The 13,429-nt window shown below is 72.7% G+C and carries 9 protein-coding genes; 3 read left to right on the top strand and 6 right to left on the bottom strand.

Going from position 1 to position 13,429, the window contains the following annotated elements:
- Window positions 1-208 precede the first annotated feature (208 nt).
- Entirely contained in the window at window positions 209-1,006 is a 798-nt protein-coding gene (locus tag ASC60_RS19650; RefSeq protein WP_055552667.1) for a sugar phosphate isomerase/epimerase, read from the top strand.
- Window positions 1,007-1,124: 118 nt separating this feature from the next.
- On the opposite strand, the gene ASC60_RS19645 is transcribed toward ASC60_RS19650, so the two are convergent.
- Window positions 1,125-1,409, bottom strand: coding sequence for a hypothetical protein (locus ASC60_RS19645; RefSeq protein WP_055552666.1), 285 nt, complete (start codon window positions 1,407-1,409; stop codon window positions 1,125-1,127).
- A 138-nt stretch (window positions 1,410-1,547) separates the two neighbouring features.
- Complete coding sequence (locus ASC60_RS19640) at window positions 1,548-1,817, bottom strand: hypothetical protein (protein ID WP_055552664.1); 270 nt, start codon at window positions 1,815-1,817, stop codon at window positions 1,548-1,550.
- A 198-nt stretch (window positions 1,818-2,015) separates the two neighbouring features.
- Between ASC60_RS19640 and ASC60_RS19635 the strand changes: the two genes are divergently transcribed.
- Window positions 2,016-3,926 carry a glycoside hydrolase family 3 protein gene (locus ASC60_RS19635; RefSeq protein ID WP_370592942.1) on the top strand — a complete coding sequence of 637 codons (1,911 nt, stop codon included), beginning with the start codon at window positions 2,016-2,018 and terminating at the stop codon, window positions 3,924-3,926.
- Between the two features lie 67 nt (window positions 3,927-3,993).
- On the opposite strand, the gene ASC60_RS19630 is transcribed toward ASC60_RS19635, so the two are convergent.
- A complete protein-coding gene (locus ASC60_RS19630) occupies window positions 3,994-5,400 on the bottom strand; it encodes a S28 family serine protease (protein ID WP_055552660.1) in 1,407 nt (468 codons plus the stop codon).
- A 181-nt stretch (window positions 5,401-5,581) separates the two neighbouring features.
- Between ASC60_RS19630 and ASC60_RS19625 the strand changes: the two genes are divergently transcribed.
- The gene (locus ASC60_RS19625) at window positions 5,582-6,025 is read left to right on the top strand and encodes a hypothetical protein (RefSeq protein ID WP_039941875.1); all 444 of its coding nucleotides are present in this window, start codon (window positions 5,582-5,584) and stop codon (window positions 6,023-6,025) included.
- 107 nt (window positions 6,026-6,132) lie between these two features.
- Here ASC60_RS19625 and ASC60_RS19620 read toward each other — a convergent pair whose 3' ends face one another.
- The 3 genes from ASC60_RS19620 to ASC60_RS19610 all read right to left on the bottom strand — a co-directional run bounded on the left by ASC60_RS19620 (window position 6,133) and on the right by ASC60_RS19610 (window position 13,375).
- On the bottom strand, window positions 6,133-10,017 hold the full coding sequence (locus ASC60_RS19620; protein WP_234357043.1) for an ABC transporter ATP-binding protein: 3,885 nt from the start codon (window positions 10,015-10,017) through the stop codon (window positions 6,133-6,135).
- A 203-nt stretch (window positions 10,018-10,220) separates the two neighbouring features.
- The gene (locus tag ASC60_RS19615) at window positions 10,221-10,502 is read right to left on the bottom strand and encodes a helix-turn-helix domain-containing protein (RefSeq protein ID WP_055552656.1); all 282 of its coding nucleotides are present in this window, start codon (window positions 10,500-10,502) and stop codon (window positions 10,221-10,223) included.
- A gap of 146 nt (window positions 10,503-10,648) precedes the next feature.
- A complete protein-coding gene (locus ASC60_RS19610; protein WP_055552654.1) occupies window positions 10,649-13,375 on the bottom strand; it encodes a glycosyl hydrolase family 65 protein in 2,727 nt (908 codons plus the stop codon).
- Between the last annotated feature and the right edge of the window lie 54 nt (window positions 13,376-13,429).

Raw genomic sequence — 13,429 nt, 5'->3', positions numbered from 1 at the left:
CCTCCCTCTCCTCACACCTCTCCGCCGCTCAGGCGAGGCGGACGGGTCCATCGTGCCCGCTGCGTCGGCGCCCGAAGGCGCCGTCCGTCGGCGCGGGGGAGGGTTTGGGGTCACCGGTGCCGGGTTACGGGTCTTCGGCACGGCAGGATTGACCCCGCCCGGATCATCCCCGCCCCCTGCTGAGCCCCCACGACCCACGGAGTCCGCCATGAAGCTCGCCTTCTCGACCCTCGGCGTCCCCGGTATGCCCATGACCGATGTCGCCCGGCTCGCCGCCGGGAGCGGGTATCACGGCGTCGAGCTGCGCGCACATCCCGAGGAGCCGGTGCACCCCGGGATCGGGGCGGACGAACGCGCCCGGGTGGCCGGGGAGTTCCGGGACGCCGGGGTGGACATCCTGGCCGTCGCCGGGTACGTACGGGTCGCGGCGGAGGGCCCCGACGAGCCGGTGTGGACCGGGCTGCGGGAGCTCCTCGCGCTCGCCCACGACCTGGGCGCGCGGTACGTCCGCGTCTTCCCCGGCGGCGGCGACCAGAGCCCCGAGGAGGCCGACGCGACGGCCGCCCGCCGCCTGGGGGCCGTCGCGCCGCACGCCGCCGATCTGGGCGTACGGCTGCTGCTGGAGACCCACGACTCGCACCGCACCGGCGCCGACGCGGCCCGCGTCCTCGGGCCGGTCGGGCACGGCAGCGTCGGCGCGATCTGGGACGTGATGCACCCCTGGCTGGCCGGCGAGGACCCCGCCACCAGCTACGCGGCGCTCTCCCCGCACCTGGGCTACGTCCAGGTCAAGGACATCGCCTCCGCCGAGGACACCACCCCGCTGCCCCTGGGCGCGGGCGTGCTGCCGCTGACCGAGTGCGTGGAGCTGCTCAGCCGCGAGGGGTGGGACGGCTGGCTGTGCTGGGAGTACGAGAAGCGGTGGTACCCGGCCGCGCGGGAGCTGCCGGAGCTGCTGGCGCCGGGCCGGGACCACCTGCTGCGGCTGCTCGCCGACGCCGCGTGAACCCGGCCCGGGACGATGGTTCGCCCGGCGGGTACGGGCCGCCCGCCCCGGCCAGGAGACCCGCACCTGCGCCTCACTCAGGAGGAGGCCGACCCCCGGCTACGTGCCGAGGCCTGGTTCACGACCTCGTAATGGTGATCCGTTCAGTCGGCTCGCTCTTCGACCCCGGCGGCAGAAGATCTATTTCCAGATTGCTCGGGGCGTCCTCGAACGTGATGTCGAATTGCCGGGTCCGGGCGGCTCCGGGCGGGCCGGGCGGTGTTTCGTAAGTGTCCACCACCTCACACCCCTGCTTGTCGACAATCTCCCAGTGGTAGCCGGTGCTGCCCGAATTGTCGGCCACCTGAACGACTACCTCGTCGAGTCCCACGTTCTGCGCCGTACCAGCCTTTTCTGCACTCATCTCCGGGTTCCCTTCCTCGGACCCTTTCTGAGGGTGGCGGTGATTCGACTGCTCACCCCATAGCACCTCGCGTGGTTCAACGACGGCAACCTGCGACGGTAGCAACGCGCATCCCTGAAATGGGGGAGTCGCCCGGTGTCACGCCGGGGCTTCGGTGACCTTGACCGCCGGCGTCGTCAAGATCCAGTCCTGCCGCTCGTCGGCCGGCTCGGGGTCCTGCCAGGTGTTGCAGGTGGCGTAGGCCTGACACGGTTTCTCGGTCACTTCCCACGTGTCCACCAGCCGACCGCCTCTGAGCAGGATGTCGTACACCGGCTGCCCCTTGCCGGCAGATGTGTTGAAGTCGCCGGTCACGACGCAGGGCAGGCTCGTGTTGAAGTGCGGCAGGTGTGTCAGGGCGTTGCTCATCAGCCCGTGCCCGTGCCCGTGCCCGTGCTCGGGGGAAGCGGCAGGGCCGGTCCGCGAGGCGTCGCCCCGTGACGACTCATCACGACCGAAGGCGCCCGCTGGTGAACGAAGTTGAGTCGAATTACCGGTTCCCATTGACCGGGCCCCACCCGGCCCACCAGCGTGTCATATGAACGCCAGACACCCCCTCCGAAGATCATGGAAGGAGTGCGGGTGCACAAGCCGACCTCGCGCCGCGCCCTGCTCGCCGCGGCGACCGCCGCCGTCGCCACCGCCTGCAGCCCGCGGACGCTCAGTTCCGGTTCTCCCGCGACATCCGCGTCCGCGTCACCGTCGACGCCCTCCACGTCCTCGCCGGCGCACCGGCCCGCGCCCACCCGGCCCAGCGATCGGGACCGCGCCGCGGATCTGCTCGGGCGCATGACGCTGGACCAGAAGATCGGCCAGCTCTTCGTCCTGTCGGTGTACGGCCACTCCGCCACCGCGCCCGACCCCGCCGACGCCGCGGCCAACACCAAGAAGTACGGCGTCGGCAGCGCCGCCGAGGTGGTGGCGAGGTACCACCTCGGCGGGATCATGTACACCGAGTGGGCGCACAACATCCGCGATCCCCGGCATGTCGCCGCGCTCTCCAACGGACTGCAGAAGGCCGCCCTGGACGGTTCGGCGGGCGTGCCGCTCCTCCTCTCCACCGACCAGGAGCACGGCATGGTGGCCCGGATCGGGGCGCCCGCCACGCTGCTGCCGGGGGCGATGGCGCTCGGCGCGGGCGGCAGCGTGCCGGACGTACGGGCGGCGGCCCGGATCGCCGGGGCGGAGCTGGCCGCGCTCGGCATCCGGCAGGACTACGCGCCGGACGCGGACGTCAACGTCGACCCGGCCAACCCGGTGATCGGCATCCGCTCCTTCGGCGCCGACCCCGAGGCGGTCGCCCGGCTGGTCGCGGCCCAGGTCCAGGGGTATCAGGGCGCCGGGGTCGCGGCCACCGCCAAGCACTTCCCGGGGCACGGCGACACTGGCGTGGACAGCCATGTCGGGCTGCCGACCATCACCCACTCCCGCAAGAAGTGGGAGCGGCTGGACGCGCCGCCGTTCCGGGCCGCGATCGCCGCCGGGATCGACTCGGTCATGACCGCGCACCTGCTGTTCCCCGCGCTCGACCCGGCCGACGACCCGGCCACCCTCTCCCGCCCCATCATCACCGGCGTCCTGCGCGACGAACTCGGCTACGACGGCGTCGTGATCACCGACTCCCTCGGCATGCGGGGCGTGCGCGAGAAGTACGGCGACGGCCGGGTGCCGGTGCTCGCGCTGAAGGCGGGCGTGGACCAGCTGCTGACCCCGCCCGATCTGCCCGCGGCCTGGAACAGTGTCCGCACGGCGGTACGGAAGGGGGAGATCAGCGAGGCCCGGCTCGACGCGTCGGTGCTGCGTGTCCTGCGGCTCAAGGCGCGCCGGGGGCTGCTGGACGAGCCGTACACCAGCGGCCGGAAGGTGGACCGTACGGTGGGCACCCGCGCGCACGCCGCCACCGCCGCCCGGATCGCGGACCGCACCACCACGCTGGTCACCAACCGCGGCGGGCTGCTGCCGCTGTCGCCCCGCCGCCATCGCAGGCTGCTCGTGGTCGGCGTGGACCCCGCCGCCCCGACCGGCACCGGCGGTCCGCCGACGGCCGTCCTCGCCCGCGCCCTCGGCGCGCTCGGCTTCACCGCGAAGGCCCTGTCCACCGGCACCGGCAGCGCGCCCGATCCGTCGCCGGGGCGGATCGACGAGGCCGTGGCGGCGGCGCGCGAGCGGGACGCGGTGATCGTCCTGACGCGCGACGTCGACGCCGGGTCCGGCCAGCGGCGGCTGGTCTCGGAGCTGTCTGCGACCGGGATGCCGGTGGTGCACGTGGCGGTCAAGGACCCGTACGACATCGCCCAGTTGGGCAACGACCCCGGCGCGTCGCTGGCCACCTACGGCTGGACGGACGTCGAGGTGCGCGCCGCCGCCCGGGTCATCGCCGGGAAGCGGGACCCGCGCGGCCGGCTGCCGGTGGCGGTGCGCCGCGCGGACGCCCCGCACCGGGTGCTGTACCCGATCGGGCACGGGCTCTCGTACTAGCGAAGCCTCCCGCCCCGCCCCGGACGGAAGGCCGGGGCGGGGCGGGGCGGGAGGCCGGGCAGGAGCGTTACGGCCGCAGGGCCGGCTCGCGCTCCATCTCCCGCCGGTCCAGCTTCGCGTCGTGGCGGGCCAGCGGCCTGGACGAGGCCGGGACGCCCGCCCACCGCTGGACCGCGGCCGTGGCCTTCGCCTTCTCGTCCGCCGTCAGCTGGGCGATGTTGGAGCCGTGGTTGCCGCCGGGGGCGGTGTAGACGTACGCGTCGCGCGCGCCCTTGCCCAGGCGGAACGGTTCGGCGCCCCACGGGTCGTTCTCCCCGTAGACGAACAGCATCCGCCGCGCGTCGTGGCGGACCCAGCGGTCCACGTCCCGCATCGCGCCCTGTTCGAAGCGCATCGGGATGTCGCGCGGGACGTAGTTGCGCGGGTTGTAGATGCCCGGGTAGCGCAGCAGACCGTCCAGGTGGGGGGTCTTGAAGGTGGGGGCGCCCAGTTCGGTGCCCGCCTGGTAGTAGTACGGGGTGTAGGTCTCCAGGCCCTGGTCGGTGTAGGCGGAGAAGCCGGAGATGTCGTCGATGAACGTGTACAGCTCATCGGTGGAGGCCGTGGTGGCGGGGACGTCCGCGCAGTCCTTGAGCAGGTGGTACTGCCAGAAGGCCCACACCAGGTCGAGGACGACGTTCTCGTACGCCTTGTCGGCGCTGCCGACGACCGTGAAGGTCTGCTTCTCCTCGTCGGCCCACTTCTGGTAGCGCGCCACGATCTCGTCGCGCCGCACGAGCGCCTCGCGCTGGACCGCGTTCAGCTTGGTGCGGCACTCGGCGGTGCCGACGCCCGCGAAGAAGCGGTCGTAGGCCGAATCCTCGTCGTTGACGACGTCGTTGGGGGCGACGTAGGCGATGGTGCCCGCCATGTCGTGCGGGTAGAAGCGGCGGTAGTAGGTGGCGGTCATGCCGCCCTTGCTGCCGCCGGTGGCGAGCCAGTGCTTGCCGTAGACGCGGTGCAGGGCCCGGTACAGCCGGTGCTGGTCGCTGGCGGCCTGCCAGATATTCAGCTTCGACCAGTCGGCGGGCTGGGGCCGCGACGGCGTGAAGAACCGATACTCCATGGACACCTGGTTGCCGTCCACCAGCTGCGTGGGCTCGCTGCGGCGCGGCGCGGTGGTCACGTTGTAGCCGGAGGTGTAGAAGACCGTCGGCCGGTCGGTGGCCTTGTGCAGCAGGGTGAACCGCTGCTCGAAGGTGCCCTTGGACGGATGCCGGTGGTCGACCGGCTGCCGGTAGGTGAAGACCAGGAAGCGGTAGCCGTCGTACGGCTGCTCCTCCACGAACCTCATCCCGGGAATCGCCAGGACGCGTTCCTTGATGTCCGGCCCGCTCGCGGGGGCGGCCGCTGCCGCCGGTGCGCCGCCCGCACCGGCGCCGACCGCCCCCACGATTATCACGAGCGACAACAGCCATCTGAGCGCCTTGCCCATTCGCCCTCCCCTTGGGTGCACATCACCTGCGCGCACATCAATCGCACAGGTCGCCGAGAACCTATCGGGGCACGGACAACAGTGGCTAGAGCTGTCCGATCACGCCAACCAGCCGCCGAATACGGAGAGTTGTTGCCGTCACCCCCTTTCGTAGCGGGCTGTGATGGCGCATCCTGCTGACATGGACCGAGACGAACGGCACGACCGGAGCGAACGGGCCGAGCGGCTGACGCAGTATCTGACCGAATTACAGGAACGAATCGATCCGCGCTCGCTGGAGCTGCTCATGCGGCTGCTGCGCGAGCTGAGCACCTCACCGGCCGTCCGCGGGGGGACGTACGAACTCGGCATGGGGCCCGAGGAGAAAGAGCTGTTCACCCCCGCACTCCAGGCCGAGCTGCTGGTGCTCTTCGGCCTGCTCACCTCCCAGGACGAGCGGGTGGTCGTCGACCTCGGCGACAGCCCGCACGCCAAGGGCATGAAGGTGCTGGTGCCCCAGGACCGGGCCCAGGACCCCGACTTCCTGCACCGCCACAAGCAGCGCGTGGCGGCCGAGGCGGAGCAGCGGGAGGCGGACCGGCGCGAGGTGGAGGGCATCGCGAGGGCGAGCGGCATGGAACCGTGACGTCACGGTATGTGATGAGCGGCGAACGCCGAGAGTTACCGGCCGTATAGTTCACGGCCGGACGGCGCACTCCTGAGGCGGCCGAACCCGCCCCGACGGCGGGGGCGTCACGCCCCCACCGGGGCCGTCTCTCCCGTGAAGGTGCGCCACAGCTCGGCATACCGGCCGTCAGGCCGTGCCACCAGCTCGTCGTGCGTACCGTCCTCGACCACCCGTCCGTGATCCAGGACCACCACCCGGTCCGCGCGGGCCGCGGTGGTCAGCCGGTGCGCGACGACCAGCGTGGTGCGACGGCCCGCCAGCCGGTCCGTGGCCTGGTTGACCAGGGCCTCGGTGGCCAGGTCGAGCGCGGCCGTGGCCTCGTCGAGCAGCAGGATGTCCGGGTCGACCAGCTCGGCGCGCGCGAGTGCGATCAGCTGGCGCTGCCCGGCCGACAGATTGCGCCCGCGCTCGGAGACCGCGTGCAGATAGCCGCCGTCGAGCGAGGCCACCATGGCGTGGGCGCCGACCGCCCGCGCGGCCGCCTCCACTTCGGCGTCGCTCGCGCCGGGACGCCCGTAGGCGATGGCGTCGCGCACGGTCCCGGGGAAGAGATACGGCTCCTGCGGGACCACGCCCAGCCGGTTGCGGTAGGCGGTGAGGTCCAGCTCGCGCAGATCCGTGCCGTCGACCCGTACGGCGCCGCCGGTCGGGTCGTAGAAGCGGGCGACCAGCTTGACCAGCGTGGACTTGCCCGCGCCCGTCTCCCCCACGAACGCCACCGTCTGCCCGGCCGGGATCGTCAGGTCGATGCCCGACAGGGCCTCCTCGGCGGCCCCCGCCCCGTCGCCGCCGTACCGGAAGCGCACGTCCTCGAAGGCGACCTCGCCGCGGACCGTCCGCACCGCGCGCGGGTTCTTCGGCGCCGGGGTGGTGGTCGGCTCGCGCAGCAGCTCCTGGATGCGGCCCAGCGACACCGTGGCCTGCTGATAGCCGTCGAACACCTGGGAGAGCTGCTGCACGGGCGCGAAGAACAGGTCGATGTAGAGCAGATAGGCGACCAGCGCGCCCGCCGTCAGCGTCCCGTCGCTCACCCGCCCGGAGCCGACGATCAGCACCAGCGCGGCGGCGGTGGACGACAGCAGCTGGACGAACGGGAAGTACACCGAGATCAGCCACTGGCCGCGCACCCGCGCCTGCCGGTACGCGTCGCTGCGCGCGGCGAACCGCTCCCGGCCGACGCGCTCGCGCCGGAACGCCTGCACGATCCGCAGCCCCGCCACGCTCTCCTGGAGGTCGGCGTTGACGGTGCCCACGCGCTCGCGGGCCAGTTCGTACGCCTTGACGCTCTTGCGGCGGAAGACGAACGTGCCGATGATCAGCGGCGGCAGGGTCGCGAACACCACCAGCGCCAGCTGGACGTCGATCACCAGGAGCGCGACCAGGATCCCGAAGAAGGTCAGCAGGCTGACGACGGCGGTGACCAGACCGGTCTGCAGGAACGACGACAAGGCGTCCACGTCGGTGGTCATCCGCGTCATGATCTTGCCGGTCAGCTCGCGCTCGTAGTAGTCGAGCCCGAGCCGCTGCAACTGCGCGAAGATCTTGACCCGCAGGGCGTACAGCATGCGCTCACCGGTGCGGCCGGTCAGCCGCGTCTCGCCGAACTGCGCGGCCCACTGCACGAGGACGACGACCAGCGCCAGCCCGGACGCCGCCCACACCGCCCCGAGCGCGAGGCGCTGGACGCCCTGGTCGATGCCGTGCCTGATGAGCACGGGCAGCAGCAGCCCGGACACCGCGTCGACCGCCACCAGCAGCAGGCAGAGCAGCAGGGGCGCCCTGAACCCGCGCAGCAACTGCCGCAGCCCGTAGGCCTCTTCGGGCCGCGCGGCCCGCTCCTCGTCCACCTCGGGCATGTCGGTGGCGGGCGGCAGGGCCTCCACCTTGGCCAGCAGGTCCGGGGTGGCGGGCATTCCGGCCAGCGCCCCGGCCATCCCGGGGGCGGGCGTGGCGGTGGAGCGCGCCTCCGGGGCGGTCCGGCCGTCCCCGTCGCGCCGCACCCACAGCTCGGGGGTCACGCTGTCCGCGCGCGGCGCGGCGTGCCCGGGATCGTCGCCGCCGCGCGCCGCCGGCCGGTCGGCGTCGACGGTGCCGTCGCCGTTCCCGTGCGCCGTGCCGTCGCGGCACGGCTCGACCAGCGCGGTGGCGGCGGCCTCGCCGCCGAACGACCCGGCGAGCCCCGCCACCGCCGGACCCGCGTGCTCCGGGTCGTCCCCGCCGCGCGGCCGCACGGCCAGGCGCCCGGCCGGGTCGCGGGCGATGCCGCTCAGCTCGTCCGGGTCCGTCAGCAGGCGGCGGTACAGCGCGCACCGCTTGCGCAGTTCCTCGTCCGTACCGAGGTCCACCAGGCGGCCGCCGTCCAGGACGGCGATGCGGTCGGCGAGGGCGAGGGTGGACAGACGGTGGGCGATGAGGAGGGTCGTACGGCCCGCCATGACGCCGCGCAGCGCCTCGTGGATCTCGTGCTCCACGCGCGCGTCGACCGCCGAGGTGGCGTCGTCGAGGACGAGCAGCCGGGGGTCGGTGAGGATCGCGCGGGCCAGGGCCATGCGCTGGCGCTGGCCGCCGGAGAGGGTGAGTCCCTGCTCGCCGACCTGGGTGTCGTAGCCGTCGGGGAGGGCGGAGATGAAGCCGTCGGCCTGGGCGGCCCGGGCGGCGGCCCTGATCTGCTCGTCGTCGGCGTCCGGCAGCCCGTAGGCGAGGTTGGCGCGCACGGTGTCGGAGAAGAGGAAGCTGTCCTCGGGGACGAGCCCGATGGCGGCGCGCAGCGAGGCGTACGTCAGCTCGCGGACGTCGTGGCCGCCGATCCGCACCGCTCCGTCCGTCACGTCGTAGAAGCGGGGCAGCAGCAGGGACAGGGTGGATTTGCCGCTGCCCGAGGCGCCGACCACGGCGACCGTCTCGCCCGGTTCGATGCGCAGCGACACCTCGGAGAGCACGGGCCGGTCGGCGTCGTAGCCGAAGCTGACGTGATCGAACTCGACCGTGGCGGGTGCGTCGGCGGGCAGTTCGCGCGCGTCCGGGCGCTCCTGGATGACCGGTTCGGTGTCGATGAGTTCGTAGACCCGCTCGACTCCGGCCCGGGCCTGCTGGCCGACGGTCAGCATCATGGTGAGCATCCGCACCGGGCCGACGAGCTGCGCGAGGTAGGTCGAGAAGGCGACGAACGTGCCGAGGGTGATCTGCCCGCGGGTGGCCATCCAGCCGCCGAGCGCCAGCATCGCGACCTGGCCGAGGGCGGGGACGGCCTGGAGGGCGGGGGTGTAGCGGGCGTTGAGCCGGACCGTGCGCAGCCGGGCGGCGAAGAGCTTACGGCCGACCTCGCGGAGCTTGCCCGCCTCCTGGGCCTCCTGGCCGAAGCCCTTGACGACGCGCACGCCGGTGACGGCCCCGTCCACGACCCCGGCGACGGCGGCGGCCTGCCCCTGGGCGTACCAGGTGGCGGGGAAGAGCCGGACGCGGCTGCGCGAGGCGAGGACCCACAGGGCGGGGGCGACGGCGAGGGCGACGACGGTGAGCAGCGGGGAGAGCACGGCCATCACGACGAGGGAGACCAGGAAGAGCAGCACGTTGCCGATCATCATCGGCACCATGAAGAGCAGGCCCTGGACCAGTTGGAGGTCGCTGGTGGCCCGGCCGACGATCTGGCCGGTGGACAGCTCGTCCTGGCGCCTGCCGTCGAGGCGGACGAGCGAGTCGTACATCTCGGTCCGCAGATCGTGCTGGACGTCGAGCGCGAGCCGTCCGCCGTAGAAGCGGCGGACGTAGGTGAGGGCGTAGACGACGAGGGCCGCGACGATCAGCAGCACGGCCCAGGGCGCGAGCGCCCGGTCGTGCCGGACGATCACCTCGTCGATGATCAGCTTGGTGACGAGCGGGACCAGCGCCATCACGCCCATCCCGGCGAGCGATGCCCCGAGCGCGAGCAGCACATTGCGGCGGTACCGCATGCTGTGGCGGATCAGCCGCCGTGCCCAGCCGGACCCCGCGCCGGTATCCGTCGCGTCACCTGTGCCGCCCTCGCCTGTGCCGCCCTTGTCGCCCTTGCCGTCCGCCACCCGTGACCTCCCGGTTCTCCACTGCTACCGGAAGGCCCAACACACAGGTGTGCGGATTTCATCCTTCCGCAACAATCGGTCGGGGGCCGGGGCCTTTACGCCGCCTCGTCGCGCGGCGCCTCCTCCGGGATGGTGACCGCGGCGCAGCGGGCCGCGATGTCGTCCAGCCGCAGGCCGAGGGCGGTGGCCAGGGCGGCGATCGTGAAGAAGGCGGGGGTGGGGGCCCGGCCGGTCTCGATCTTGCGGAGGGTCTCGGCCGAGATCCCGGCCCCGGCGGCGACGGCCGCCATGCTGCGTTCGCCGCGGGCCTGTCGCAGCAGGGCGCCGAGGAAGCGGCCGCGTTCGCGTTCCAGCGGAGTGAGAGGAGTGCGCACCATGACCGTGATACTAATGCCGGTATAAGAATTGGTCCATGCTCAGTCGGTCCCCGTTCAGTCGGTCCACGCTCAGGAGGACCGCACCGTGACGCGACGCGACGCCGGCGTACCGAGGTACACCGGCGCCGCGCTGCCCGGTCCGCGGGTCACCGGTCCCGCGTCACCTTCAGCTCCTCGATGCCCGCACGCTTCTTGTCGTCCGCCGAGCGCAGCGTGACGCGGACGTAGCGGGCCGGGCCCGTCGTCCCGTCGCGCCAGTGCCTGCCGTCGAGCGAGGTCTCGACGCGGTGCGAGGCGGGCCGGGTGGTGGTCCACCGCGGGGTGACCTCACCGATCCGTACGGTCCGGCCGAGGTCGGCGGTGAGCGTGCCCCGGGCCGCGTCGGGCACCCAGGCGGTGGCCGCGTTGCCGTCGACGGCGGCGCCCGGCTCCATGCCCGGCTCCCGCGAACTCGCCGTCGCCTCCTGGCAGCGGGCGAGGTTGGTGGTCGGGGTGAGGTCCGGGCGGCGGGTCTTGAGGACGGCGGGGGCGCCCTCGCTCACGACCTGCTTCCCGCCCTGCGGCGTCTCGATGTCGAACGGCGCACCGGCGGTCAGCCGCACCGTCGTCTCGTGCGGGCCGATCGCCACGTCGTACGTACGGCCCTGCCAGCGCAGGCCACGCAGGCGCACGCCGTCGCTCAGCTGCGGCGGCAGCGTGGGGTCGAGCCGTACGGCGTCCTCGCGCATCCGCATCCCGGTCAGGCCGTGGGTGAAGACCTGGAGGAAGCCGCCCTTGCCGGTGAGGAAGTCCTGCGCGGGCGACCCGGCCAGCGGGTCCTCGGCGCCCGCCTTCTCGCCGCGAGCCTCCGAGAACTGGTCGAACGGGCCGCGCACGAACGGTTTGATGGAGCGCATCAGGTACGTGTACGAGGAGCAGCCGGGCTCCCCGATGGACGCGGCGTCGATCGCGTGGACCGAGTCGGTCATGGCCGGGCCATCCGGGTCGGTGCGCGCCGCGTAGTAGTCGAGCGTCTTGGCGGCGGCCTCCCGGGACATCGGCCACTCCAGCGGGTACATGAGCAGCACGGTGTCCGCCTGCTTGATCAGCGAGCCCTTGTAGCCGTCGTACTGCTGGAAGACCTGCTTCTTCTTGTCGTACGGGATGCGCAGCTGGTCCGCGATCCGGGTCCAGGCGGCGGGGGGCTTCTCGCCGAGGACGCGGGCGGCGCGGGCGGCGTCGCGCAGGGCGGTGGCGGCTCCGGCGTTGGTGAACACCGCGTCGTCCACGCCGTTGCTGTACTCGTCGGGGCCCGCGACGTTTTTGATGGAGTAGCTGCCGTCGGCGTTGTGGGTGACGCGCCCGGCCCAGAACTCGGCGATCCCCTTGAGCACCGGCCAGCCGCGCTCACGCAGCCAGGTGGCGTCGCCGGTGGCCTGGAAGTACTGCCAGGCCGCGAGGGCGATATCGCTCTGCAGGTGGTTCTGGGTGCGGCAGTGCGGCGGGTCCCAGCTGTGGCACTCGGTCCACAGCCCGCCCTTGCTCGCGCTGGTCCAGGGGTAGAAGAGTCCGGGATAGCCGAGCTTGCGCGCGTTGCCGCGGGCGCCCGCGCGGGTCTTGTAGCGGTACTCGACCACGGACCTGGCCAGTTCGGGGTGGCTCGCCAGCAGCCCCGGGTACATCCAGGTCTCGGCGTCCCAGAAGATCAGGCCGCCGTAGTTGTCGCTGGTCAGCCCGGTCGGGGAGATGCTGTTGCGGGAGCCCGCGCGGGTGGCGGACAGCAGCCCGTACTGCGCGGAGCGCACCCAGTCCCGCAGATCGCGCTGCCGGCGCCCGCCGATCTCGATGTCGGAGCGCCAGAGCTTTAGCCAGGCGGCGGTGTGCTCGGCGAACAGCGCGGGCCAGCCACGGTCGGCGGCCCGCCGGGAGGCGGCGACGGCGTCGGCGCGCGGGGCGTGGGAGGTCAGCGCGGTGTCGACGCCGACGTACTTGGTGAACTCGTACGCGCGGCCCTGCCGCACCGGGAAGCGGACGGCCTGCCGGGCGCTCAACTTGCCCTCCGGAGCGGCCCGTTCCGCGTTCGTGTTCTGTACGTTACGCCCGGGCCGCAGGGTGGACGCGACGGCGCCGTCGGTATCGGTGCCGTCCGTACGGAAGGCCACATCGACCGTACGGTCGCCGTGCGTTCCACCGCCGGTCTGCGTCATGCGGCGCGCGCCGCGCCCGTCGATGCGGTCGGTGACGGTGGCGTCGCCGCTCCAGTGCGGGGTCATGCGCAGCCGCACGGCGCCCACGTGCGCGTCGTTCCGGTCGGCGAGCACGTCGTAGGTGAGGTCGGTGGCGCGGCCGTCGGACGCCGTCCAGGTGAGGGACGTACGGACGAAGCCGCAGCGCATGGAGACGGTCTGCCGGTAGTGCGAGACGCGCCCCGCGGACGTCCCCGGGCCGAAGGTCTGCGAACCCCTGCCCCCGGTGGCCACGTTCAGCGTGGACCAGTTGGGAATGGCGGCCGCGACCTGCCGGTTCTCGGTGGTCTTCTCGTTGTGCGCGTACAGACCGGAGACGAACGCGCCGTCATAGCGGGGCGTGAACAGCGGCCATCCGGTCTTGTCGCCGCCGCCCGTATAACCGGTGCCGTTCGGCGGCACGCGCTGCCCGAGATAGCCGTTGCCCACGTACGCGTGGTAGCTGTCCTTGGGATCGATACGGTCCGAGGTCAGCGCCCAGCCGCCGGACGGCCCACGCGCACAGCCCCCGGCGGCGGCCCGGGCCGCCGCCGAGGAGTCGGATTCGGGAGCGGCGGACGCCGGAGGCACGGCGGCGATCAGCCCGCAGACGAGCAGCGGTGCGACCAGCCGGGCGGTGCGCGGCAGCCGGGGGGTGGAGTACGTCATTGTTCTCCGTCGTGGTTCGCCGGTGACGGTCGCAGTGACGATAAAGAGGTGAAC

It is taken from the genome of Streptomyces sp. NBRC 110028, assembly GCF_001417735.1.
Lineage (GTDB): Bacteria > Actinomycetota > Actinomycetes > Streptomycetales > Streptomycetaceae > Streptomyces.
The sequence above is the reverse complement of the archived record's forward strand: the minus strand, read 5'-3'. Positions and strand labels throughout refer to the sequence as shown.

Coding starts and splice junctions, on each gene's coding strand:
- ASC60_RS19650 (WP_055552667.1), top strand. CDS start 209: ATGAAGCTCGCCTTCTCGACCCTCGGCGTCCCCGGTATGCCCATGACC.
- ASC60_RS19645 (WP_055552666.1), bottom strand. CDS start 1,409: ATGAGTGCAGAAAAGGCTGGTACGGCGCAGAACGTGGGACTCGACGAG.
- ASC60_RS19640 (WP_055552664.1), bottom strand. CDS start 1,817: ATGAGCAACGCCCTGACACACCTGCCGCACTTCAACACGAGCCTGCCC.
- ASC60_RS19635 (WP_370592942.1), top strand. CDS start 2,016: ATGGAAGGAGTGCGGGTGCACAAGCCGACCTCGCGCCGCGCCCTGCTC.
- ASC60_RS19630 (WP_055552660.1), bottom strand. CDS start 5,400: ATGGGCAAGGCGCTCAGATGGCTGTTGTCGCTCGTGATAATCGTGGGG.
- ASC60_RS19625 (WP_039941875.1), top strand. CDS start 5,582: ATGGACCGAGACGAACGGCACGACCGGAGCGAACGGGCCGAGCGGCTG.
- ASC60_RS19620 (WP_234357043.1), bottom strand. CDS start 10,017: ATGCGGTACCGCCGCAATGTGCTGCTCGCGCTCGGGGCATCGCTCGCC.
- ASC60_RS19615 (WP_055552656.1), bottom strand. CDS start 10,502: ATGGTGCGCACTCCTCTCACTCCGCTGGAACGCGAACGCGGCCGCTTC.
- ASC60_RS19610 (WP_055552654.1), bottom strand. CDS start 13,375: ATGACGTACTCCACCCCCCGGCTGCCGCGCACCGCCCGGCTGGTCGCA.